The following is a 24,236-nucleotide window of genomic DNA, read 5'->3' as shown; positions in this document are numbered from 1 at the left end:
TTTGAGTAATACCATGTTAGAAGATCAATTTTGGCTTAAGCGCTCGCTTGAGCAAATGTCACAATCCGAATGGGAAGCCATTTGTGACGGCTGTGGTAAATGTTGTTTAAACACATTTATCGACAGTGAAGACGAAGATGAATTTACCGCAACGGATCAACTTCGCGAGGGTGAAGAACTTATTTTCACTAATATCGTTTGCCAATACCTAGACAACGACACCTGTGGTTGTAGCGAATATGCGAACCGCCAAACCTTGGTGCCTTCATGTGTAAAGCTCACTAAAGAAAACCTCAAAGATATCTTTTTTATGCCGCAAAGCTGTAGCTACCGCCGCCTTTACGAAGGCCGTGGCCTTGCGTCTTGGCACCCGCTACTGAACGGTGGTAGTAAAGACATGATGCATGAGTTGGGTATTTCTGTGCGTGACAAAACAGTAAAAGACTGTGATGTAGACCTAGATGACTTTGATCTATACGTGACCGAGTGGCCAACTAGAGACATTGATTAATGAGCGCCCTTCAAGCAAGCATTGGCCTGTTAAACCCAAAAAGCCCAACCAATGTGGGGGGCGTATTACGTGCCGCGGGTTGTTACAACGCCAAGCAGGTGTTTTTTACTGGTAGCCGCTATTTACGCGCTAATAAGTATCACACCGATACCAAAAATGTGCTTGAGCATATTCCGCTCACGCAAGTCGAAAGCCTTGAGCAAGCAAAGCCTGAAGGTGCCACAACGGTGGTGATTGAGCTTGTTGAAGGTGCAACGCCGCTGCCTGAATTTAAGCACCCTGAAAACGCATTTTATGTATTTGGCCCTGAAGATGGCTCGGTCAGTAAAGACGTGCTGAAATGGTGTGATGAAGTAGTGTATGTGCCAACCATAGGTTGTATGAACCTAGCCGCAACCTGCAATGTTGTGCTGTACGACCGACTTGCCAAACTCGGTGGTATTGAGAGTTCAAACGACACCATTTGTAGTAGTCGAGACACTAACAACTCACTTAAATGGCAACAAAAAAAGAGCGCTAAATAGCGCTCTTTTTAGATTCAAATTCAAAACTACTTTTTAGTAATTTGTACGTTACTTTCAAGGCCAATGCCGTTATCGGTAATGTCTGTGGCAAAATAAACACCGACAGGTTGGTCGCGTAGCGAATCAAGCTCAGCCATTTCTTCATTAGTTAATTGACCCGTTGATGCAATCGTATCAAGTAAAGGTAATAAGATTTTTTGTACGTCGAATGCCATGTTCACAAAGCCATTTTTAGTGACACTTTGCGACTCTAAAGTCTCGGCAATCTGCGCTGACTTATCACCCGTAAAAATCACAATATGATTGCCTTTAAGCGCCATTTTTATATCAAAGTTAAGTGGCACAGGCGATGGAATGTATTCATTGATCAGCACTGCATCACCATTGGCTGGTAGTTTTATGTTCGCAAGCGGCGGTACAAAACCTTGCGCAATTGAATACAAACCATGGGCATCAGTCGCCGATAGGGTAACGATGGCATCAAGCTTGTCTATTTGTGGGCCGTTGTAGTCATCGATAGTAAATGCAGCATCTTGAACGCTGACACTCATGCCTTGTACGCCATTAGCAAAGCCCGACATCATAGCAAGGCCAGCGGTGCTCACTTCTTGCATTTCATTTTGTAGTGCGACAATTGGCCCACAGTTAAACTCAGCTGACTTAATTGCACCCGTTAATGTATTGGCTAGTGGCAGTACTTTTGCTACATCAATACCATAAGCAACACTCATCATTTGCCCGTCAAGCCCTGTGGTATGTTTTGGTACAAAGCCACGCACGGCTTGTAGCGTATTTAGTAAGTCTTGATCTGTGCTTTGCAGTACTGCTTTTACGTCAAAGTCGGCGTAGTCGGTGGTAATACGGGTTTTTGTTGTGCCTGATACAGTCGCAGGCCATTTAGCGGCAATGGCTGCAATGTCATCTTGACACTCAGGTGTTGAAATCATTGCTAATGCGTTTGATTGCTGGGCTTTATCAAGTAGCTCTTTGAGCATCTGGTGTAAGCGAGAGTCTTCTTTGCCTGTTACAGCATTGGCGATACGTTGATGATCAACAAAGCCAACCGAGTTCCCATCAAGCGAGAAAGTTTTAATTAGCTCAGGTAGTTTTTTAGTCTCAGCCAGTGATTGAGCCGGTTTTTCTACGCCAAGGGCAATACGTAAATCTTGATCATTAGTAAGCGCAGTGGTTAGCGTGATGGTAGCCCAATTATTGTGAGTTGATGCAATTAGGTTGAAGTTATCTAAGCCTTCAAGTTCAATCGCAAAGCGCGTGTAACTTACGCCTTCAAGGCTTTCTGTGGTATACGCAATACCTGCTTCATCAGCAGATTGCTTAATGCTATTGATAATACTGCTTTGATCAGCGACCTGAAAACGCACAATCGGCATTAAACCTTGCGCATACATCATGCCTTTGTAGTCATCACCAAAGCCCCAAATCGATTTGAAGGCATCGTAAGAGCTCAGTGATTGTTGGTATTTTTCCATCAGTGATGCAAGGAATAGGGCATTCTTATCATCAACAGTTTTAAGCTCAGCAATGATGGGCGTTAAATCGCTCGTGCCTTTCATTGCATCTGGCATAAGCGCGAAGTATTTGCTGTACGGAAACGGTTTAAGTTGACCATAAAAAACCGCCGTGTCGGCAGGTACGTATGCAAGCTCAGGTAAATCTACATCAACACTGGCTTTATTTTGTGAGTACAACAACGCACCTGCAACAATAGCAATCGCGCCCCCAGCAAGAAGCTTATTATTCATAGGATGAATTCCTTTTTCTTTAATTAGTTGAAAAACATACCATGATTATCATCAACAGTTCTAGGTTTAGATACCTCTTAGAGTGAGAACATTATTTTTGTTTGTTTCAAATTATGTCTGAATTTCATCGCAAATCTTAGTAATAAATAATTGCTCATGTCATTTTGAATCAATAAAAACAACGATAAGGAAAAGGATTTTGCAAGTAAATCAATTTTTTAAAGTAGCAACAACCCTCGTAGCATCGGCTGTATTAGCCGCTTGTAGTTCACAACCTGTTGCGTTGGATCCTGTTATTGGTGATACAGGGCAAGCTTTATCGGCAATTGCACTTAAAAGTGATGTTAAGCACTACGATTTGGTACTTGAGGTATTTCCAGATAACCAACGTATTGAAGGTGTTGCTACAACAGAGTTTAAAGTGCTAGAAGCCACTCAATTTGTAGAATTAAAATTAGATAGCCGCTTTACAATTAATGACGTGAGCTCAAAAGGGGAGGCCCTTAAATATGAACGAGATGGCGGTGTAATTCGGGTTGACTTAGGTGAACAACAAGCAAAAGACAGCATGGTAAGCATTGCTATAGCTTATCAAGGGTTTCCTCATATAGCTAAAAATGCTCCTTGGGATGGCGGTTTTGTATTTTCAAAAACAGAGGAAGGTGAACCTTGGATAGCAACGGCTGTACAAGGTGAAGGTTGCGACTTATTTTGGCCATGTAAAGATCATTTTGCAGACAAAGCAGATAGTATGCGCATTCGTCTAACAGTACCAGAAGGACTGAGTGCGGTGACTAATGGCGTTTTACAAGAAGTGAAGCCAGTTGATGGTAATAAACAGCAGTTTGATTGGCTGTTATCAGTGCCAGCCAGTGACTATAACATTGCAGTTAATATTGGTCCCTATACGCGAATTCAAACCGATTACACCAGTGTTAACGGCGCGACTGTACCCATCGAATTTTGGTCACTCAAAAAAAATGAGCAAAAAGCACGCGAGCTTATCGAAAATGATTTACGCCAACAGGTTATGTTTTTTGAAAAGATGCTTGGTCCATATCCATGGGGCGGTGAAAAGTTAGGTTTTGTTGAGACGCCACACTTAGGCATGGAACATCAAACAATCAACGCGTATGGTAAAAAATACAAACGCGACCCAAATGGTTATGATTGGTTACTGCAACACGAATTAGCTCATGAATGGTTTGGCAACTTAATGACTCATGAGAAGCTCAATGATGCATGGCTTCATGAAGGGTTTGGTTTTTATATGCAACCAAGTTACAGCCTATATAAGTTTGGTGACGCAGCTTATAACCACAGCATGTATAAGTCGTATTTAGGGCTGAAAAACTGTAAAGCCATTGTGCTTGATGGACAAGTAACATCTGACCAAGCGTTTAACTCTGATATATATGGCAAGGGTGGCTGGACATTACACACTCTTCGCTGGCTAGTTGGTGAAGATATATTTTGGCAAGCAACACGTGAGCTACTTTATGGTGTGAACGACACTAAGCAATTGGCTTATCCAATTTCACCGCGCTATCGAAATACCAACGAGTTTATTAGCATTGTTAATCGTTTAACGGGTAAAGACTATCAATGGTTTTTTAATATGTATCTTAAGCAGGCTGAATTACCTAAACTTGATGTTGTTCAATCAGCTAACAGATTGACACTTAAATGGAACAAGAACTCTTTGCAAGGAAAGCCATTCCCTATGCCAGTTCCGGTGCAAATAAATGGCTCGTTACAAACTTATTCTGTTGAAAGTGGCGAGATTAGCATTGCTTTAAAAGCGGGGGATCATGTGGTGGTCGATCCAAATATGAAGGTGTTTAGGTATTTACCAATTATCGATAAATGTAAAACTGAGCAATAGCGAATAAGCCCGGCATTAATTACTTAATGCTGGGCTTTAAACTCAACATTCTTAGGCTAAATCGGCCGCGCTCGGCAATGAAGCAAATGCACCATAGCGGCTTACTGCAAAAGCGCCAGCTTTAGCTGCATAAGCAATGGTTTGTTCGATATTCGCTGGGGTTTGGCAAAACGCTTTAAAGCTTTGTTTGTTTTCACAATGCTGACCAATCTTTGACAGCATACCACCAATAAAGGCATCGCCTGCGGCTGTGGTATCCACTACTTTTGTCGCTGGTGGGCTAACTTGGCCTTTAAAGTCTGCGTGGTAAAAGCTGATTGCTTCGCCGCCATTGGTAACTAGCAAACAGGTTACACCTGCCTTTAAAATGGCATCGATAGTATGCTCAAGAGGCATTTCTTGATGGCTTTTTTGATTTAAAAACTCAAGCTCTTCAAATGACAGTTTTACGATATCTGCAAGAGATATAACATGCCACATTCTATCGAGTGTATGGCGCATACTTGGCCATAGGTTTTCGCGCAGATTCATGTCAAAGCTACAAATTGCACCGGCTTTTTTCGCCTGAGTTAAACCATAAATTGTTGTTTGATAGATGTTGTGCTCAGTCAGACTGTTGCTGCATACATGCATGATGGCGTGATTTGCAAACATTGCATGGTCGAAGTCGTCTACGCTATAAAGTAAATCAGCCGCTGGTGGGCGATAAAAGCTAAATGAGCGTTCACCACTTTCATCAAGTGATACAAATGCAAGCGCTGTTTTGGCTGCATCAGTAAAGCGGCAATAAGATGTATTAACGCTATGTTGATCTAGCTCATCTTTAATAAAGTGACCAAACATATCATCGCCTAACATGCCGCAAAAGCTGGTGTTTAGGCCTAGTTTTGCTGCTGCAACAGCCACATTGGCAGGTGCGCCACCTGCGTATTTGGTAAATGACTCTGGTTGTTTACCATCTGATAAAAAGTCGATTAATGCTTCGCCAAAACACACTAAACTCATTATGCATTCCTCAAGGTTAAGGTTCTTAATACTTCGTAGCAGGCACCCATAGTATGGTAGTCAGTTTTGCCTGCTGGCGATTTTTCGTCACTGTAAGGTTGGTTTTGGGCAGATAAAATACGATACCAAGCACCATATTGGTGATCTACCATATGCTGCCAACTGTACAGCCAAATTTTTTCGTACCATTGCCAATAGCTTTCGTCATTTGTGGCATCAGCGAGTAGGGCAGCTGCCGCTAATGACTCGGCCTGCACCCAAAAGTATTTATCGCTATCACAAATTTGTTTATCTGGTGCAAAGCCATAGAAAATGCCACCATGTTGTCGATCCCATGCAATGCTTAGGGTTTCATCAAACAGGCTTTTGGCGCGCGTTACCAACCAAGGTTCGTCAATATGGCGGTGTAAAATAAGTAACAGTTTTGCCCACTCAGTTTGATGACCTGGCTGAAATCCCCAAGGTCTAAATAAATGCTGTGGGTCATCTTTGTTGTAATCTAAATCGATTTGCCAGTTTTTATTGTAATGCTCCCAGACAAACTGTTGGCTGTGTGCGGCTAGTTTTACTGTAAAGGTCTCGGCAAGCTGTTTAGCACGCTTTAAATAACGGGTCTCGTTGGTTGCTTCAAAACACATGAGTAAGGCTTCGCATAAATGCATATTGGCATTTTGGCCTCGGTAGTCATCTGCATGGCTAAAATCGGCATTTTGTTCGTCTAAGTAGGCATTATGCTGGGGTTCAAAGTAGTACTGCTCTAATAAGTCCCATACCTGCGAAATGGTATTTTTACAATCGCTAATGCCTGCTTTTAACGCAACTGCGTTTGCAAGCAATACAAAGGCAAGCCCGTAGCAATGGTTGGTATCGTCTAACACAGTGACTGCGCCGCTCTCATCTTGCTTTATAAGCCAAGCATAACCCCCAGATGCTTGCTTATGCGCATGTTCAAGGTGGGCTAAACCATGTTTAGCAAGGCTTAAATATTCAGGCTCTTTGAACTCGATATACGCCATCGCGTAGTTAAAAACAAAGCGGGTACTCGATACTAAATGACGGGTTTGTTTATCGTAAATTGCGCCATCATTTTTAAAATACTGATAAAACCCAGCTAAGCCATGGGCTGCATGATCAACACAATGAGGATGATAAAAAGCAAGGATGTCTTTTATGTGCTGTTTAAGAAAAACAGGGCTTTTAAAGTCAACTGTGGCCATGATGTATCAATAAATCTATGTTCGTTTTGCAACTATAGCAGGAAATAAAAATATTGGAACGTTCCTAGTAAATCTTTGTGCTATTTTTGCTTCAATGTGTAGAATCAAGGGTAACTTGTTAACGGAGTGAAAACCACGTGAGTGAAATAAATACAAACCAATCGTTTGTCGCCGATGGTTCGCAGCAAAATAAAAACTACCTGCTACCACTGACGGCAATGACAACCCTGTTCTTTTTATGGGGCTTCATTACAGTTTTAAATGACGTTTTAATCCCGCGTTTAAAAGGGGTATTCGATCTAACCTACACAGAGGCAATGCTGGTTCAGTTTTGTTTCTTTGGTGCTTACTTTATCGTTTCGCTACCAGCGGGTATGTTGGTTAAAAAAATGGGCTACAAAAACGGTGTACTAACTGGCTTAGTCGTGGCATCAATCGGCTGTATGTTATTTTACCCAGCGGTTGTTGTGCATGAGTACTGGTTATTCTTAGGTGCATTATTTGTACTTGCGGCCGGTATTACCGTATTACAGGTATCAGCTAACCCGTATGTTGTGGCGTTAGGTCCTGAAAAAACGGCATCGTCACGTTTAAATTTAGCACAAGCACTTAACTCACTAGGCACAACAGTTGGCCCATATGTGGGTGGTATTTTATTCTTCGGTACAGCGGGTACGTTAGCTGCAAACGCAGCAACCGCTGAGTCGGTAAAAGTACCTTACCTTATGCTTGCAGCAGCATTACTGACTATTGCTGTGGTATTTGCCTTCTTTAAATTACCAGTAATTGCAGAGCATACAGAAGAGCAAGACTGTAAAGCGAAAGGCCACAGCCTAGCTGAAGCACCTCATTTAATGATGGGTGTTGTGGGTATCTTCTGTTACGTAGGTGCTGAGGTTTCAATTGGTAGCTTCTTAGTAAATTACTTTGGTGAAGAGCATATTGCTGGCCTTGAAGAGCATGCGGCTGCAAGCCTAATTGCTTACTACTGGGGTGGTGCTATGGTGGGTCGTTTTATTGGCTCTGCTGCACTGCAAAAGATTGCGCCTTCAAAAGCGTTATTCTTTAATGCCATGATGGTTATTGTATTGCTATTAGTGACTATTTTCACTGAAGGTGATGTCGCGCTTTACTCTGTACTTGCGATTGGTTTATTCAATTCAATTATGTTCCCAACTATTTTCTCTGTTGCAATCGAAAGCCTAGGCTCACTTACTAGTAAAGGTTCGGGTTGGTTATGTTTAGCAATCGTTGGTGGTGCCTTAGTACCATTAGTACAAGGTGTGGTTGCAGATACGGTTAGTATTCAGCAAAGCTTCTTTGTACCAGTGATTTGTTATGCATTTATCGCTTGGTATGGCTTAAACGTTGTACGTTTGGCTGATAGCTGGAAGAAACGCATAGCTTAAATAGCTATTTAATAAAAAACCCCGCACTGAGATGCGGGGTTTTTTATGTTTGTAATTCAGTCTTATAAACAAAGTTAAATGACAAATAGATTTAATGAATACGTATTCAGAATGTATTTTTCACCTGTTTGTTAGGAACGTTCCAGTGCTGTATTTTTAAATTGATCTAATAATTTACTTTAGATGCAGGATTTGCTGCCGTTAACAAAGTAATTGATTTTTATGGAAAGCGTTTATTTTCAATAATGAACGTTTTTTCTAGTTTTAGCTTAAATTTATAAGACAAAGAGCTCTAAATTTGTTAAATATAAATGCGCTAACAACGAAAAAAATAACAAACAGGTTTGTCATGCAAAGCACTCTTAAATTTACCACCAAGGTAACTGTGGCTGCATCACTGGTTTTAGTGATCGTGCTCGGTTTATTCACGATTAACAACTTCATCTCTATGCGCAGCCAAACGCAGGAGCAGCTTTCGCTGGTTCTACAAGAGATTTCTCAGTCAGTGTCGCAAAACATAGCCAACTGGTTGAATGCTAAGTTAGCGATTGTCTCGTCGGTTGCTGACACATATCAACTTGGCGACAGCAAAGAACTGACACTCACACAACTCAACACAGCTGACAAAGCCGGTAACTTCAAAAATACTTATATTGGTATCACTGACGGCACCTTTGTGTTGAACGACCAATCTGTTGTGTTGCCACCCGATTACGACGCTACAACACGTCCGTGGTATAAACTGGTTGAGAACAAAACCAATACTGCATTTACAGCCCCTTATATTGATGTAACAACCAATGAACTGACAATTTCGGCTGTAGCACCAATGCAAGCAAACGGCGTATTTAGTGGTGTTGCAGGTGCCGATATCGACATGAAAACCATAACTAAAATCGTCAACGAAATTGACTTTTTAGGTTTCGGCTATGGTTTTTTACTTGATAGTGAAGGGCGAATTTTAAGCCACCCAGAAACTAAATTTAACGATAAAAACATGCGCGACTTATTTGGCAAAAGCCTGTCGTTAAAATCTGAATTTGTAGAAGTACAGGTAGGTGGTTTAGATAAACTTGTTTCGTTCACTAAAATTAAAGGGATTCAAAACGTTGATTGGTATTTAGGAGTGGTGATCAACGAAGAAATTGCCTATTCATCAGTTGCCTCATTTAGAAATATGGCAGCTATTTATATGCTGATGGGTATTGTCGCGATTGTATTGATGATGCAGTTTTTACTTCGCTATTTAATGCGTCCAATGCAGCGCTTAAACGATGCAATTAAAGATATTGCAGAGGGTGAGGGTGATTTAACTCGTCGCCTTGAGGTCGAAAATAATGACGAGTTTGGCGAGTTAAGCCATTACTTTAATGCGTTTATCGAAAAAATTCATACATCAATTGAGCAAGTTAAAAATACCACCGTTGAACTTGAACGCCTAGTTGAGAGTTTAGTTAATCAAACTCAAGGCACCCTCGACATGTATGCAGACCAAACAAAACGCACTGATAACGTTGCCACCGCAATCAATGAGCTAACATCGAGTGCGGTAGAAATCTCAAATAGTGCTAGTAATGCATCAACGTTAGCAACCAGTGCTAATAGCCAATCTTTACAAAGCCAATCTGCCTTGGCTGATAACTTAGAGGCTATTAATGCTTTGTCTCGTAATATGGAGCAGGCACAAAAAACAATTAATAGTTTAGATGCACACACAGTAAGCATCGGCCAAGTTCTCGAAGTGATAAAAGGTGTTAGTGAACAAACTAACTTACTAGCGCTTAATGCTGCAATTGAGGCGGCACGTGCAGGTGAAGCGGGTCGTGGTTTTGCGGTTGTTGCTGACGAAGTGCGTCAACTAGCCCATCGTACACAACAATCTACTCAAGAAATCGAAGACACTATTTCTCAGTTACAACAAGGCTCAGCCTCGGCGGTAGAGGTAATGACAGCCAGTATTCGCGATAGCGAAAAGAGTGTCGAGCAGGCACGTATTGCAGGCGATAAAATGGCTGAAGTCACACGAGCTATTGAATCAATTGACGACGTAAATCACAGTGTTGCCAATGCTACGACTGAGCAAAACCATGTGATCCAGAGCTTAGACAGTGACATTCATTCGATTAGCGAACTATCTAATCAAGGTCAAAGTAACCTTAACAATACACTTAATGAATGCACTAAGTTAAAAGCACAGTTTTATGAATTAGAAAAACTTGTTTTGAAATTTAAAGTTTAATTTTACACCGAGCATTTACAATTGGAACAAAACTGGCTTAGTGCCATCACCATAAACAGTGTCGACACGGCGGATAAACAACGCCGTGCTTTCACGTTATTTACTATGGCGTTTTTTGCCATCGTATTGATCACTTCGTTAGTGTTGTCTAACTACCATATTTACGCAATGCAATTGACAGTGATGTTATTGGTAAGTGATATAACCATTGTTTTATGTATGTTGTATTACTTCCGTACTGGTGCGCTGGTTTTGGTAACCAGTATCATTTTGTCTATTATTTTGTTGTTATGCATGTCTTTGGTTTATACCGGTGGCAAAGAAAATACGGCACTGTATTGGTTGATGTTTTACCCTATTGTCAGCTATGTCACATTAGGCTTAAGAACGGGCAGTATTCTTGTCGGTAGCATGTACTTAAGTGCATTGGTTTTATTACTCGGGCCAGATATTGGTCAAGCTAGATACGGGCCAGTCGAAATGTCGCGTTTTTTAGCTTCTTTTACCATGGTGATTTTGTTTTCTGCAATTAGTGAATACTTCAGACAAAAAAGCCATCAAAAGATTGCTGATATCACTTTAATTGAAAAGCGCGATGCCTTGACCGATCCTCTTACAGGCCTTGCGAATCGTCGTTATATTTATGAACATATTCAGCCTCGCCTTGAAGCTGAAGCGGCAAACTACTTACCCATGTCGGTATTATTGATTGATTTGGATAACTTTAAATCTCTCAACGATAGTTATGGCCATGACTTTGGTGATCAGGTCTTGATAGCGTTTACTGCTATGTTGCACGATAAATTGCGTGGCACAGATATAAAAGCACGCTATGGCGGCGAAGAGTTCATCATTTTATTGCCTAAGGCAGGGATTCAGATTGCTCATGCTGTAGCCGAAAAGTTACGTGCTTATGTTGCGCAAAAGCAAATCCCCTATGATGTTGGGCAGTCTGTTACCATTACTTGCAGCATTGGTATTGCTAGCCTAGACCGTGGAAGCCAGTTTAGTAAAACAATTAAGCAAGCTGATGACAACCTCTATAAAGCGAAAGCAAAAGGGCGTAACTTAGTAGTGTCGGAATTGAGTGAGATAAGCTAAATGGCAAAGCTAATTTATGTTTACGACCCCATGTGTAGTTGGTGTTGGGGCTATAGAGAAACTTGGTTAAAACTCCAAGCAGCCCTTGGTGGTAAACTTGCTATTGAATATAAAGTGGGTGGCCTTGCTCCCGATTCAGATGAGCCAATGCCAAAAGATATGCAGCAGTTTTTACAGCAAACATGGAAGCGTATAGAGCAGCAACTTGGCACACCGTTTAATCATGAGTTTTGGCGTACCGCGCAACCACGTCGCTCTACTTACCCAGCATGCCGCGCAGTACTTGTTGCAAGGCAGCACAATAAAGAGCACGAAATGCTCTACGCCATTCAAAAAGCCTACTACTTAAATGCACAAAATCCATCGGACATCAGCACCCTTGCAAGCCTTGCAGAGCAAATTGGGTTAGAAAAAAATGCATTCATTAAAGAAATTGAAAGTGAAAATATAAATTCATTGCTTATGGCCGAAATAAACCAAGCCAGAAGCTTACCTATTCAAGGATTTCCATCTTTAGTCCTTGAAAATAAAGGCCTCTACGCTGCTGTCCCTGTTAATTACCTAGACTGGCAAAGCACTTATCAGCAAATCCTATCCCATATTTAGTCCCCGAAAGCCTGCAACTTTTGCCTTATCTTTGCGCAATATAAACTAATTGTTACAGCTGTCATATTTTTGTATTTTTTGCGCAACATGCTTGTCATTTTTCATCGTTATCCTTTCGCACAATAAAACAACCCAACTAGCAAATTAAGCTAACTTAACGAGTAAAGGTGTATGCGATGAAAGGCGTTAAACCACTGATTTTAGCAGGTATTGTAGCGGCATCTGCAGCAGTACATGCAAACGATCTAGATAAAGTAATTGATAAAAGCAGCGAGATAAACAAATCTGCAGCGCAATCACAAACTAAAATCGACAAGATTGCAGATTCAATGCAAGGTCGTTTACAACAATTCAAAGCCCTTAATAAAGAAATTGACGGCTTAACTGTTTATAACGCGCAACTTACTAAGCAATTAAACAACCAAATTGCTGAAATGGACGCGTTAAACGAGTCAATGGATCAGGTATCAGTTATTGAGCGTCAAATTACGCCGTTAATGATGCGCATGATCACAGGTCTTGAGCAATTCGTTGCACTAGACGTGCCTTTCTTAACTGAAGAACGTAGCAAGCGTATTGCATCATTAAAAGAAATGATGGACCGCGCAGACATCACTTCAAGTGAAAAATTCCGCCGCTTACTTGAAGCTTACCAAGTAGAAGTTGATTACGGTCGCACTATCGAAGCGTACACAGCATTACTTAATGTAGATGGCCAAGAGCGCGAAGTGGATTTCTTACGCATTGGTCGTTTAGAACTTATTTATTTAACACGCGATGGCAAAAAAGCAGGTAGCTGGGATAAAGAAACAAAATCGTTTGTTGAATTACCAGATTCTGCAATCAGCCAAATCAACAAAGGTTTACGCATTGCACGTAAGCAACTTGCCCCAGATATGTTAACACTGCCAGTCCACGCTGCTGAATAAGAGGTTTGAGATGAAATTATTAACGAAAATGACAAAAATGGCCGTGTTTGCAGCTGGCCTTGGTTTTGCTGGTAGCAGCCTAGCGGCTGAGCCAATGGATTTAGACTCATTACTAAAAACATTAGAGCAAGGTAAAGCACAACAAAGCGCTGAGAATAAGCAACGTGAACAAGAGTTCATGGCGCGTCAAAACGAACAAGTACAAATGCTTAAAGATACACAAGCAAAACGTACTGCAATGCTTAACGAGTCTGAGCGTTTAGAAACTCAGTTTGAAGAAAACGAAGTAAAGCTAGCTAACTTAACAGACACGCTTTCAAACCGTATGGGTTCACTTAAAGAGCTATTCGGTGTGTTACAACAAGTAGCAGGCGATTCAAGCAATAAATTCATGACGTCAGTTGTTTCTGCTGAGCTTCCTGGACGCAGTAACTTCATGGATGAGCTAGCACAAAAAATGGGTTCAACGTCAAAGCTTGCTTCAATCGATGATATCGAAAAAGTATGGTTTGAATTACAACGCGAAATGACTGAACAAGGTAAAGTATCTCGCTTTACAACAGATGTTATCGTTGAAGGTGGCAGCAAAGCACAAAAAGAAGTGGTGCGTGTTGGTGCATTTAACTTAATCGCAGATGGTAAGTACCTAGAGTACACACCGGCTACAAATACAATCAGCCAGCTAACTCGTCAGCCAAGCAGCCGTTACACCGCAACTGCAGCTGACTTACAACAAGCAAACTCAGGTGTTGTACCGTTCGCACTTGACCCTACAGGTGGTTCAATCTTAGGTCTTTTAGTACAAGCACCAGATACTGAAGAGCAAGTTCACCAAGGTGGTACAGTTGGTTACATCATTTTAGGTGTTGGCTTAATCGCTTTACTAATTGCACTTGAGCGTTTTGTATCTCTGATGATTATGGGTAGCAAAATCCGTCGTCAGCTTAAAGACACAGTGGCACGTGATGACAACCCACTTGGTCGTGTAATGAAAGTGAAAGATCAGTACCCAGATGTTGCGTACGACACACTTGAGCTTAAATTAAGCGAAGCAATCATTCGTGAAATGCCAAAAATTAACCGTAACCTGACGCTAATTAAGATTATCTCTGTAGTAGCACCATTACTTGGTCTACTAGGTACGGTAACCGGTATGATTAACACCTTCCAAGCAATTACCTTGTTCGGTACAGGTGACCCTAAACTAATGGCGGGTGGTATTTCTCAGGCACTTGTAACAACGGTACTTGGTCTGGTTGTGGCTATCCCAACAGTATTCTTATACACACTTCTTAACACGCGTTCTAAAAACATGCTGTTGATTTTACAAGAGCAAAGCGCAGGTATCATCGCAGAGCGAAGCGAGAAAGGAGCATAAATCATGGTGCTATTGATTGATGCAATCAATGCTCTACGTGATTTCCTCGACACAGGTGGCCAAGTTCTCTTGGTCATCGGGGTCCTCATCTTCGCGATGTGGTTATTGATACTTGAGCGTTTTATGTACTTTTTTGGTGGCTTTAAACGCTACAAGAAAGACGTAAAAAGCACTTGGAGCAATAGAGCAGAGCGTAACAGCTGGAACGCAGAGCAAATTCGCCAAGCGATGATTTCACGCGCTGGCATGCAACTAAATAATAACCTTGCGCTAATTAACGTAATGGTTGCGTTATGTCCTCTTTTAGGTCTGTTAGGTACCGTAACCGGCATGATCGAAGTATTTGATGTAATGGCAATCACAGGCACAGGCAGTGCACGTTCGATGGCATCAGGGGTGTCTAAAGCCACTATCCCAACAATGGCCGGTATGGTGGGTGCACTTTCAGGGGTATTCGCATCAACGTTCTTACAACGTCGTGCAAAACGCGAAGTGCAATTACTTGAAGACAACATGGTCTTAGACCACTAAACGAATTTTAGGGTGATGTAAGCATCACCCACTAGGAGACTAACAATGAGAGCGCCACTAGGTAATTTATTTCAAGAAGACGACGCTGAAGAAATCAACATGACGCCAATGCTAGACGTTGTTTTCATCATGCTTATCTTCTTTATCGTAACAGCATCATTCGTAAAAGAAGCCGGTATTGATGTAAACCGCCCTGAAGCGGCAACGGCAGTGAAAAAAGAGCGTGCCAACATCTTAGTTGCTATTTCTGACAAAGGTGAAATTTGGATCAACAAACGCCAAGTCGATGTTCGTGCAGTACAAGCAAATATCGAGCGCTTAAAAGCCGAAAACCCACAAGGTAGCGTGGTTATTCAAGCTGATAAGAAAGCCACAACCGATGTACTTATCAAAGTAATGGATGCATCGCGTGCTGCAGGCGCATTTGATGTGTCGATTGCTGCGCAAGAAGCATCATAAGGAATGTGAGCGATGCGTTATATAGTTGCATTAATCATCGCGGGTATCGTGACTGTCATGCTGTTTTTAGGCATGCAGGCACTGATCACCGGTGGTGAAGGGGCCATGTCTGAGCCCGTAAAAGGAAACGTACTTGATTTTGTTCGTCTGAAAAAAGAAGAGACAGTGCAAAAGAAAGAACGTAAACCGCAAAAGCCACCAACGCCAAAAGAGCCACCTCCGCCAATGGAATCACCGCAAATGCAAAACAGTGATCCTAACGCGAGCAATGCCAATTTTGACTTTGGTGCCAGTGTTGAAGCCGACGTTAATTTATCCGGGGGGTTAGCGCTTGAATCAAGCGACGGTGAATACCTACCGATTGTAAAAGTAGCGCCTGTTTATCCGCGCCGAGCTTTATCACGTGGAATCGAAGGCTATGTGATTGTTGAGTTTACAGTAACTAAGCAAGGCACAGTACGTGACCCAAAAGTGATTAAAGCTGAACCAGAGTCATTGTTTGACCGCGCTGCGATGGATGCAGCACTTAAATTTAAATATAAACCGCGCGTTGTTAACGGTGAAGCTGTTGAAGTAGCGGGCGTACAGAACAAAATTTCTTTCCAAATTAACGGTTAGAAAAGAGGAATGCGATTATGAAACCTTTAAAAGTTGCCGTGATTTGCGCGGCTGCTTTCACAAGCAGCCTTGTAGTCCCAAGCGTTGTTAGCATGTTACCAGGTGTCACACTGGCAACAGCTTACGCTGAGGAGCAAAAAACCAAACGAGTACCTGCACTGCGCGAAAAAGTGTATAGCCAATTAGCACGAGCACAAAAGCTGGCTGATGATGGAGATGCAAAAGCAGGGCTAGAAGCACTTGATAGTATCCAAGAGCGCTCTTCAAGCATGAACTCGTATGAAATTGCCATGATGCATAATTTCTACGGTTTTATTTATTACAACGAAAACGACTTAGATAAAGCAATTGCGTCGTTTGAAAAAGTAGTAAACGAAGACGCGATCCCAGAAACATTACGTGTAAGCACCACCTTTAGCTTGGCGCAACTTGCAATGGCTAATAGCGATTACGAAAAGGTAATCAAATATTTAGCACAGTGGGATGCGATTAACGACAAGCCTAAAACAGATGCTTATTACGTATTGAAATCACAAGCTTATTATCAGCTTAAAGAGTACCAAAAAGGCATTGAAAACATTAACCTTGCTATCGCAGAAGCCGACAGTAAAGGCGAAATGCCAAAAGAAAACTGGTTAATCTTACAGCGTGCAATGTACTACTCACTTAATCAGTCTGACAAAGTGGTCGAGGTACTTGAACGCTTAGTGAAGCTTTATAACAAGCCAGAGTACTGGGTTCAGTTAGGTGGCATGTACGGTGAAACGGGCGCAGAGAAAAAGCAATTAGCGATTTTAGAAGCGGCCTATCAACAAGGTTTCATGAAATCTAAATCAGATTTACGTCAATTATCACAAGTGTATTTATACAACGGCCTGGCTTTTAAAGCTGCGAAAGTGATGAGTAAAGCAATGCAAGATGGTGTGGCTGAAAAATCAGCAAAAAACTACGCCTTTGTTGCAGAAGCAATGGTGCAAGCTAAAGAAGACGAAAAGTCGCTGCAATACTTTGCAAAAGCAGCTGATTTAGTAACACATGGCCAGTACGATCAGCGTATTGCCGAGGTGAGTATCAACCTTGAAAAATACGAAGAAGCAGCGGATGCAGCGCGTAAAGCGCTCGATAAAGGCGGTTTAGAGTTTGAATCAAATGTGTATGTTGCCTTAGGTATGGCGCAGTACAATTTACAAAACTTTGATGCCTCGATTTTAGCGTTTGAGCAAGCTGAAAAGCACAAAAAGTCACAGCGTTTAGCTGAGCAATGGATCAAGTATGTGAAGCGTGAAAAAGTGCACGCCGAAACATTACGTACCGCTTTACTCTAAATTGTATTCAACAGGTAAGCGTACAAAAGAACTAATTTATAATCGCAACACCAAAGCTGCCCTCGGGCGGCTTTTTTCCGTTCTTGAAATTAACTAACTTCCTCTTTTTTAATTAATTAATATTGTCATTTTATGTTTATTAAAGTGTAACTAGTTTGTCATACAGCTCCCGTAAGGTAGTCGCAGTTTAAAACTCAAGTGACCCAAAAGCATTAAGTTTCAGTGCTTTTTGGTGACTTGAGTTTATGCGCTAACACAATAATTAAATATCTATCTTAACGGAGTGAACAATGAAATTATCTGACTTATTTAAAGTTAGTCTGGTAGCTGCTGCAGTTTCTTTAGCTGGTTGTGGTGGTGATTTAGTCGTTAAAGAAGGCGACACCACTGTAAATGAAGGCGATAACATCACTAATATCATCGATAACGGTGGTGACAATGGTGATAACGGCGGCGATCAGTCAGGTCGTGATGATTCTCAAAATGCGACAACAGGTTTTCCAACTGACATCGAAAATGCCTTAACACAAGGTTTAGCGACAGATGTTTCTTCAGAATTCCCAACGATCACTGATAAGCCAGTTTACCGTTTGAAGGCAGATACTACTTTTACTGCAGATGTAACGTTAACAAATGACGCTCACTGGATTTTAAATGGTCGCACAGCGGTTGGTAACGATCGTGCAGATAATGCTGTTCTTTACATCCAACAAGGTACTACATTAATTGGCGAATCGGGTGACGACTTCTTAGTTGTTCGTCGTGGTTCACAAATCGAATCGGTAGGTACTGTAAGCCAGCCAATCACAATGACTTCGATTCAAGATGTGACTAATGTTGAAACGTCTATCGGTCAGTGGGGTGGTTTAGTTCTTCTTGGTAATGCACCAGCAAACTCATGTGGTGACCAACAAGGCGAAGCAACGGCAGACGAACTTGCAAACTGTGGTGTTGCAGCAGAAGGTGATGCAGGCCAGTTCGGTGGTAACGTTGCAGATGATAACTCAGGTACATTGAAATACTTAGTTGTTAAACATGCAGGTAAAACACTGGGTAATGGTGACGAATTAAACGGTATTTCATTTGCAGGTGTTGGTTCTGCAACTACTGTTGATTACATTCAAGTACACGAAAACTTAGATGATGGTATTGAGTTCTTTGGTGGTACAGTAAACGTAAGCAACGTGGTACTTACAAGCATTGGTGATGACTCACTAGATTGGTCATTTGGTTGGACTGGTACTGCGAAAAACGTATATATTCAACAAGCTGCGAACTTAGGTGACAACGCGATTGAAGCGGATAACTCAGAGTTTGATTCAGACGCTACACCACTGACTAACCCTACAATTGAAAACGTAACAATCGTGGGTGCTGAAGGTAACAATGGTATTCGTCTACGTGCAGGTACTGCAGGTATGCTGAAAAACGTTTTCATTACAGGCCCTGCAACGTATGAAAACTGTTTACGTGTTGGTTCTGATTCAGTTCCTCGCGCTGAAGATGGTTCACTCACTATCACTAACTCTATTGTTGCTTGTCAAACACCTGCGAATAACTTCGGTAGTGAAACAATTAATGGCGGTACTGTAAAAGCATGGTTTGAAGGCCAAGATGGTAACCAAACTCTAACACCGGCTGATTTAATGCTAGATGATAATGGTTATATGCCTTTAGCTGGTTCACCATTATTAGCAAATGGTCAAATCGGTGCATTTAGTGCAACAAACAACTGGATGGAAGGTTGGACTGTTGCTATCAATGGTGGCTTCCCTACTGATATCGAAAATGCAATGGCGCAAGGTCTTGCGACAGACGTTTCATCTGAATTCCCACAAATCACTGACAAGCCTGTTTATCGTTTAGCTGAAGATACAACATTCACAGCAGATGTAACATTAACAAATGACGCTCACTGGATCTTAAACGGTCGTACAGCAGTGGGTGGTGACCGTACCGATAGCGCAACATTATATGTTCAAGCAGGTACTACATTAATCGGTGAAACAGGTGATGACTTCTTAGTTGTTCGTCGTGGTTCACAAATCAATGCTAATGGTAATGCAACAGCACCAATTACTATGACATCTATCCAAGATATGACAGGTGCAGAAACAGGCATCGGTCAATGGGGTGGTTTAGTATTACTTGGTAATGCACCGGCTAACTCATGTGGTGACCAACAAGGTGAAACAACAGCGGAGGAGCTTGCAAACTGTGGTGTTGCAGCTGAAGGTGATGCAGGTCAATTTGGTGGTGACGATGCTGAAGACAACTCAGGTGTTGTTCGTTATGTTGTTGTTAAACACGCAGGTAAAACATTAGGTAACGGCGATGAGCTAAATGGTATTTCATTCGCGGGTGTTGGTTCTAAAACAAAAGTTGAATACATCCAAGTTCACCAAAACCTTGACGATGGTATCGAGTTCTTCGGTGGTACTGTAAACGTTCGTAACGTTGTACTAACTGATATTGGTGATGACGCGTTTGACTGGTCATTTGGTTGGACAGGTCGTGCACAAAACGTATATATCCAACAATCATCAGTTGAAGGTGACAATGCAATCGAAGCTGATAACTCAGAATTCGATTCAAACGCTGCACCACTAACTAAGCCATTACTTTCAAACGTAACGATTGTTGGTGCAGACGGTAAAAACGGTGTTCGTCTTCGCGCAGGTACAGCGGGTGTTATCCGTAACATGGTTATCACAGGCCCAGAAGGTTACAAAAACTGTTTACGTGTAGGTTCTGACTCTGTTGCAAATGCTGAGTCTGGTGAGCTTTCTATCGAAAACTCAGTGGTAGCATGTAGTGCAGAGAATAACTTCGGTACTGAAGCAATTGGTTCTGGTAATGTTCAATCTTGGTTCGAAGGTCAAACTGGTAACCAAACACTTACTGCAGCGACACTAAACCTTGCTACAGATGGTTTTACACCTAAATCAAGCTCGCCGCTATTAGGTGCAGGTGTTGATGCGTCAGAGCTTGACCCATTCTTCACTAAAACAAGCTACATTGGTGCATTTGACGGTGACAATAACTGGATGGAAGGTTGGACAGTTGCTGTTAACCCTAGCTTCCCTACAGATATCACAAACGCAATGGAGCAAGGTCTAGCGACTGATGTTTCAGCAAGCTTCCCACAAATTACCGATAAGCCTGTGTATCAGTTAGCACAAGATGTTGTTTTCACATCTGACGTAACTCTAACTAACGATGCTCACTGGATCCTTAAAGGTCGTACAGCAGTGGGTGGTGACCGCACTGATAGTGCTACTCTTTATGTTCAATTTGGTACAACGCTAATCGGTGAAAGCGGTGATGACTTCTTAGTTGTTCGTCGTGATTCTAAGATTGAAGCGGTAGGTACTGCAACTCAACCAATCGTGATGACATCAATCCAAGATATGACAGGTGCTGAAACAGGCATTGGTCAATGGGGTGGTGTGGTACTTCTTGGTAACGCACCAGCTAACTCTTGTGGTGACCAAGTGGGTGAAACAACAGCCGATGAACTTGCAAACTGTGGTGTTGCTGCAGAAGGTGATGCTGGTCAATTCGGTGGTAACCAACCAGAAGATAACTCAGGTACACTTAAGTATGTTGTTGTAAAACAAGCAGGTAAAACACTTGGTAACGGTGATGAGCTTAACGGTATTTCACTTGCAGGTGTTGGTAGCCAAACTGAACTTGATTATATCCACGTTCACGAAAACCTGGATGACGGTGTTGAGTTCTTCGGTGGTACTGCAAGCATCAGCCACTTAGTACTGACAAACATCGGTGATGACTCGCTAGATTGGTCATTCGGTTGGACTGGTAATGCACAATATGTATTAATCAAGCAGTCTTCTTCAGAAGGTGATAATGCAATTGAAGCTGATAACTCAGAGTTTGACTCAAATGCATCACCTTTAACTACACCTACTATCTCTAACGTAACTATCATCGGTGCAGATGGTGTAAACGGTATCCGTTTACGTGCAGGTACTGCGGGTATGCTTAAAAACGTGGTAGTAACAGGTGGTGAAGGTTATAAAAACTGCTTACGAGTGGGTGCAGATTCAGCTCCTCGCGCTGAAGATGGTTCACTAACTATCAGCCACTCAGTAGTTGCATGTACAGCAGATAATAACTTCTCAAGCCAAGCAATTGGTACGGGTAATGTTCAATCTTGGTTCGAAGGCCAAGAAGGTAACTCTATCATGGACGCAGCTATGTTAGGTCTAAGCTCTAACGGTTATCAACCAAGCGCAGAATCAGCACTACTTGGTAGTGGTTTCGATTCTTCAAGCCTAAATAGCTTCTTCGATAAAGTAGATTACATCGGTGCAATGGACGCGCAAACAGACTGGACAGCAGGTTGGGTAAAAGTAGGTCTTAACTAAGCCCTTCTAATCCATGGTCGGGGGAATACCCCGGCCAGCTTCTAGTTTTGTTTTCGGAGTATAATAATGAAATCTTTTACCCCCTCTAAACTTGTGCGTTCAAAGATAAATCACGCAGTGCTTGCAGCATTAGTAGGCTTATCGATGAATACTGCCTACGCAGCGGATGAAGCACAAGAAATTGAAGAAGTGGTTGCTGTAGGACAGCGTTTAAAAGGGAGTGCTGGCGCGGTTCTTCAAGAGCGTCAAAATCAAGCGTTTGTTGCTGATATCATGGGTGCAGAGCAAATTTCTCGTACTGGTGATGGCGATGCTGCATCGGCACTTCGTCGTGTAACAGGTTTGACACTGGTTGATGGCAAGTTCATTTATGTTCGTGGTTTAGGTGAGCGATATTCGAGTACTCAGCTCAATAGTATGTATGTGCCAAGTCCAGATCCAACTCGCTCAGTTGTACCGCTTGACTTATTCCCATCGGATATTATTGAAAGTTTAAGCGTTCAAAAATCGTTTTCACCCGATATGCCTGCGCATTTTGGTGGTGGTAACGTAAATATTAGAACAAAATCAATCCCGACTGATTTTTTGTTTAAAGTCGACATTGGTACTTCTTACAACACCAATAACAGTGATACAGGCTACTTTTATGAAGGTGGCGATGATGACTGGATGGGCCGTGATGATGGTACTCGTGCGTTACCTACTGAAATAATTAATGCCTTTTATGGCACTGGCCTTGAAGGTGATATCAATACAACATTGGCTGAGCGCCAAGCATTGATGTCGTCACTTGATTGGAATATTTCGGCAACAGAAAAAGACGTTGATCCTGAAATGAGCTTTTCAGTGTCGCTAGGCGACCGATTTGAAAGTGAAATGGGTACGTTTGGTGTACTTGCCGCTGTTTCTTACGAAAATGAGTGGGAAGTAGCACAAGAAAAAAGTGGTACTAACCTTGGCAGCTTAGGTTGTGAAGACAAGTGTTTTGCTCAGTATTACGATGGCACATCAACGGAACAAAATGTGCGTTGGAGTGGTACATTCAATATTGGTTATGAGTTTAATTCAAACCATAAAATTGAGATGACAAACATTGCCCTGCATGACATGCGTGACCGTGTTCGTAATCGTAATTTCTATGATGCCAACGAAACGGAAGAAGGTGTACGTGATCTTCGCCGTGTCGATGTTGTGTATGAAGAGCGTGAAATGTTCTCTAGCCAATTAAAAGGCACACACAACTTTATCGACTTTAACAACTTGTTTGTTGATTGGTATGCCGGCACAAGCCGTGCAAATCGTGATGCACCAGGTGGTGTAGATGCTGTTTTCCAACGTAACTACGACGATGGTTCGTTTGTTTCTGAGCAATTACAAGATGTTTCAGCTACTAACGTAACCCGTGAATTCCAAGTTCTTCATGATGAAGTTGATACTTGGGGTTGGAACATGGGCATGCCATTTTATGGTGAAGGCTATGAGCTTGAACTAAAAGTGGGTGGCGATTTCTCAGAGAAAACACGTACTGCAAATAATACGACATTTGGTATTACGCACCGTGGTATTGCTGATGATTTTACCTATGGCTCACGTTTAGATGAAATTTTCGCTTACGATAACATCAACAATGATGCTTTTTACGCAAGTTCAACCGGTTCTGGCATTTTTGATGACAGAACAACAGACGGTGATAAATACAGTGCGGCGCATAAGTTAGATGCTTATTACTTTATGGCTGATTATTTCATCAATAATACTTTGCGTATTACTGGTGGTGTTCGCTGGGAAGATTTTGCCCAAGTATCGGTTCCATTTAAGGCTCACAGTAATTTATTTGATGCGACAACAGAAGAGCTAGCTGAAGTAGCAATTAAAGAAGATGATTTCTATCCATCTTTAGCTGTGACTTATATTATGGATGAAGAAATGCAATTTCGTTTAAATTTAAGCGAAACAACCATTCGTCCAGATATGCGTGATGTAAGCTCAACGTTCTTCGTTGATCCGTTAACTGAATTTTTAGTTCGTGGTTCACCGACATTACAAAGCTCAAAACTTAAAAATGCTGATTTCCGTTTTGAATGGTATATGGCATCGGGCAATAACTTATCAGTTGCATTGTTCTACAAAGACATTACTAACCCTATCGAAATGGTAGAGCTTGCAGGTGTAGGTGGTGCTGCACCACAGCTATTAACTGCAAACGCTGAATCGGGTGAGTTAACGGGTATTGAAGTTGATTTCTTGACTGATTTCAGTTTTATCAGTGCCGATTGGTCGAGTGTGTTCTTGTCGGGTAACGTTACGCTATCTGACTCAAGTGTGAAACTAGGTATTGATGATTC

Annotated in this window: 18 protein-coding genes; 15 read left to right on the top strand and 3 right to left on the bottom strand. The window is 41.9% G+C overall.

Annotated features, from left to right (window positions below; translation table 11 throughout):
- The first annotated feature begins 13 nt into the window (after positions 1-13).
- Together L1267_RS19685 and L1267_RS19680 are read left to right on the top strand one after the other, a co-directional pair.
- Positions 14-511 carry a YcgN family cysteine cluster protein gene (locus L1267_RS19685; protein ID WP_235383885.1) on the top strand — a complete coding sequence of 166 codons (498 nt, stop codon included), beginning with the start codon at positions 14-16 and terminating at the stop codon, positions 509-511.
- Positions 511-1,035, top strand: coding sequence for an RNA methyltransferase (locus L1267_RS19680; RefSeq protein WP_235383884.1), 525 nt, complete (start codon positions 511-513; stop codon positions 1,033-1,035). The genes L1267_RS19685 and L1267_RS19680 overlap by 1 nt, the downstream gene beginning before the upstream one ends.
- Positions 1,036-1,061: 26 nt before the next feature.
- On the opposite strand, the gene L1267_RS19675 is transcribed toward L1267_RS19680, so the two are convergent.
- Positions 1,062-2,798 carry a hypothetical protein gene (locus L1267_RS19675; RefSeq protein ID WP_235383883.1) on the bottom strand — a complete coding sequence of 579 codons (1,737 nt, stop codon included), beginning with the start codon at positions 2,796-2,798 and terminating at the stop codon, positions 1,062-1,064.
- 199 nt (positions 2,799-2,997) lie between these two features.
- Here L1267_RS19675 and L1267_RS19670 point away from each other — a divergent pair, with 199 nt between their 5' ends.
- The gene (locus L1267_RS19670; protein ID WP_235383882.1) at positions 2,998-4,683 is read left to right on the top strand and encodes a M1 family metallopeptidase; all 1,686 of its coding nucleotides are present in this window, start codon (positions 2,998-3,000) and stop codon (positions 4,681-4,683) included.
- A 51-nt stretch (positions 4,684-4,734) separates the two neighbouring features.
- On the opposite strand, the gene L1267_RS19665 is transcribed toward L1267_RS19670, so the two are convergent.
- Positions 4,735-5,688 (bottom strand): carbohydrate kinase family protein, encoded by a 954-nt coding sequence (locus L1267_RS19665; RefSeq protein WP_235383881.1) that lies wholly within the window; start codon positions 5,686-5,688, stop codon positions 4,735-4,737.
- Entirely contained in the window at positions 5,688-6,905 is a 1,218-nt protein-coding gene (locus tag L1267_RS19660) for an AGE family epimerase/isomerase (RefSeq protein ID WP_235383880.1), read from the bottom strand. Before L1267_RS19660 ends, L1267_RS19665 begins: the two co-directional genes overlap by 1 nt.
- 137 nt (positions 6,906-7,042) lie before the next feature.
- On the opposite strand from L1267_RS19660, the gene L1267_RS19655 reads away from it, so the two are divergent.
- The 12 genes from L1267_RS19655 to L1267_RS19600 all read left to right on the top strand — a co-directional run.
- On the top strand, positions 7,043-8,314 hold the full coding sequence (locus L1267_RS19655; protein WP_138558694.1) for a sugar MFS transporter: 1,272 nt from the start codon (positions 7,043-7,045) through the stop codon (positions 8,312-8,314).
- Positions 8,315-8,663: 349 nt separating this feature from the next.
- Positions 8,664-10,553: a methyl-accepting chemotaxis protein gene (locus L1267_RS19650; RefSeq protein ID WP_135926450.1), complete on the top strand. Its 1,890-nt coding sequence runs from the start codon at positions 8,664-8,666 to the stop codon at positions 10,551-10,553.
- A 21-nt stretch (positions 10,554-10,574) separates the two neighbouring features.
- Positions 10,575-11,654, top strand: a complete 1,080-nt coding sequence (locus L1267_RS19645) for a GGDEF domain-containing protein (protein ID WP_235383879.1) — start codon at positions 10,575-10,577, stop codon at positions 11,652-11,654.
- Positions 11,655-12,260, top strand: coding sequence for a DsbA family protein (locus tag L1267_RS19640; protein ID WP_235383878.1), 606 nt, complete (start codon positions 11,655-11,657; stop codon positions 12,258-12,260).
- Between the two features lie 176 nt (positions 12,261-12,436).
- Positions 12,437-13,189, top strand: a complete 753-nt coding sequence (locus tag L1267_RS19635) for a DUF3450 domain-containing protein (protein WP_062565605.1) — start codon at positions 12,437-12,439, stop codon at positions 13,187-13,189.
- Between the two features lie 10 nt (positions 13,190-13,199).
- Entirely contained in the window at positions 13,200-14,567 is a 1,368-nt protein-coding gene (locus L1267_RS19630; protein ID WP_235383877.1) for a MotA/TolQ/ExbB proton channel family protein, read from the top strand.
- 3 nt (positions 14,568-14,570) lie between these two features.
- The gene (locus L1267_RS19625) at positions 14,571-15,098 is read left to right on the top strand and encodes a MotA/TolQ/ExbB proton channel family protein (RefSeq protein WP_054552070.1); all 528 of its coding nucleotides are present in this window, start codon (positions 14,571-14,573) and stop codon (positions 15,096-15,098) included.
- A 45-nt stretch (positions 15,099-15,143) separates the two neighbouring features.
- The gene (locus tag L1267_RS19620) at positions 15,144-15,557 is read left to right on the top strand and encodes an ExbD/TolR family protein (RefSeq protein WP_036971869.1); all 414 of its coding nucleotides are present in this window, start codon (positions 15,144-15,146) and stop codon (positions 15,555-15,557) included.
- A gap of 12 nt (positions 15,558-15,569) precedes the next feature.
- A complete protein-coding gene (locus tag L1267_RS19615; RefSeq protein ID WP_065979085.1) occupies positions 15,570-16,175 on the top strand; it encodes an energy transducer TonB in 606 nt (201 codons plus the stop codon).
- A 17-nt stretch (positions 16,176-16,192) separates the two neighbouring features.
- On the top strand, positions 16,193-17,500 hold the full coding sequence (locus tag L1267_RS19610) for a tetratricopeptide repeat protein (protein ID WP_235383876.1): 1,308 nt from the start codon (positions 16,193-16,195) through the stop codon (positions 17,498-17,500).
- Positions 17,501-17,790: 290 nt separating this feature from the next.
- Positions 17,791-21,891, top strand: coding sequence for a hypothetical protein (locus L1267_RS19605; protein ID WP_235383875.1), 4,101 nt, complete (start codon positions 17,791-17,793; stop codon positions 21,889-21,891).
- 66 nt (positions 21,892-21,957) lie between these two features.
- Positions 21,958-24,236: TonB-dependent receptor plug domain-containing protein (locus L1267_RS19600; RefSeq protein WP_235383874.1), on the top strand; the 2,279-nt coding region annotated here is incomplete at its 3' end.

The organism is Pseudoalteromonas sp. OFAV1, from assembly GCF_021532595.1.
Classification (GTDB): domain Bacteria; phylum Pseudomonadota; class Gammaproteobacteria; order Enterobacterales; family Alteromonadaceae; genus Pseudoalteromonas; species Pseudoalteromonas lipolytica_C.
This window is presented reverse-complemented; position numbering and strand designations above follow the sequence as displayed.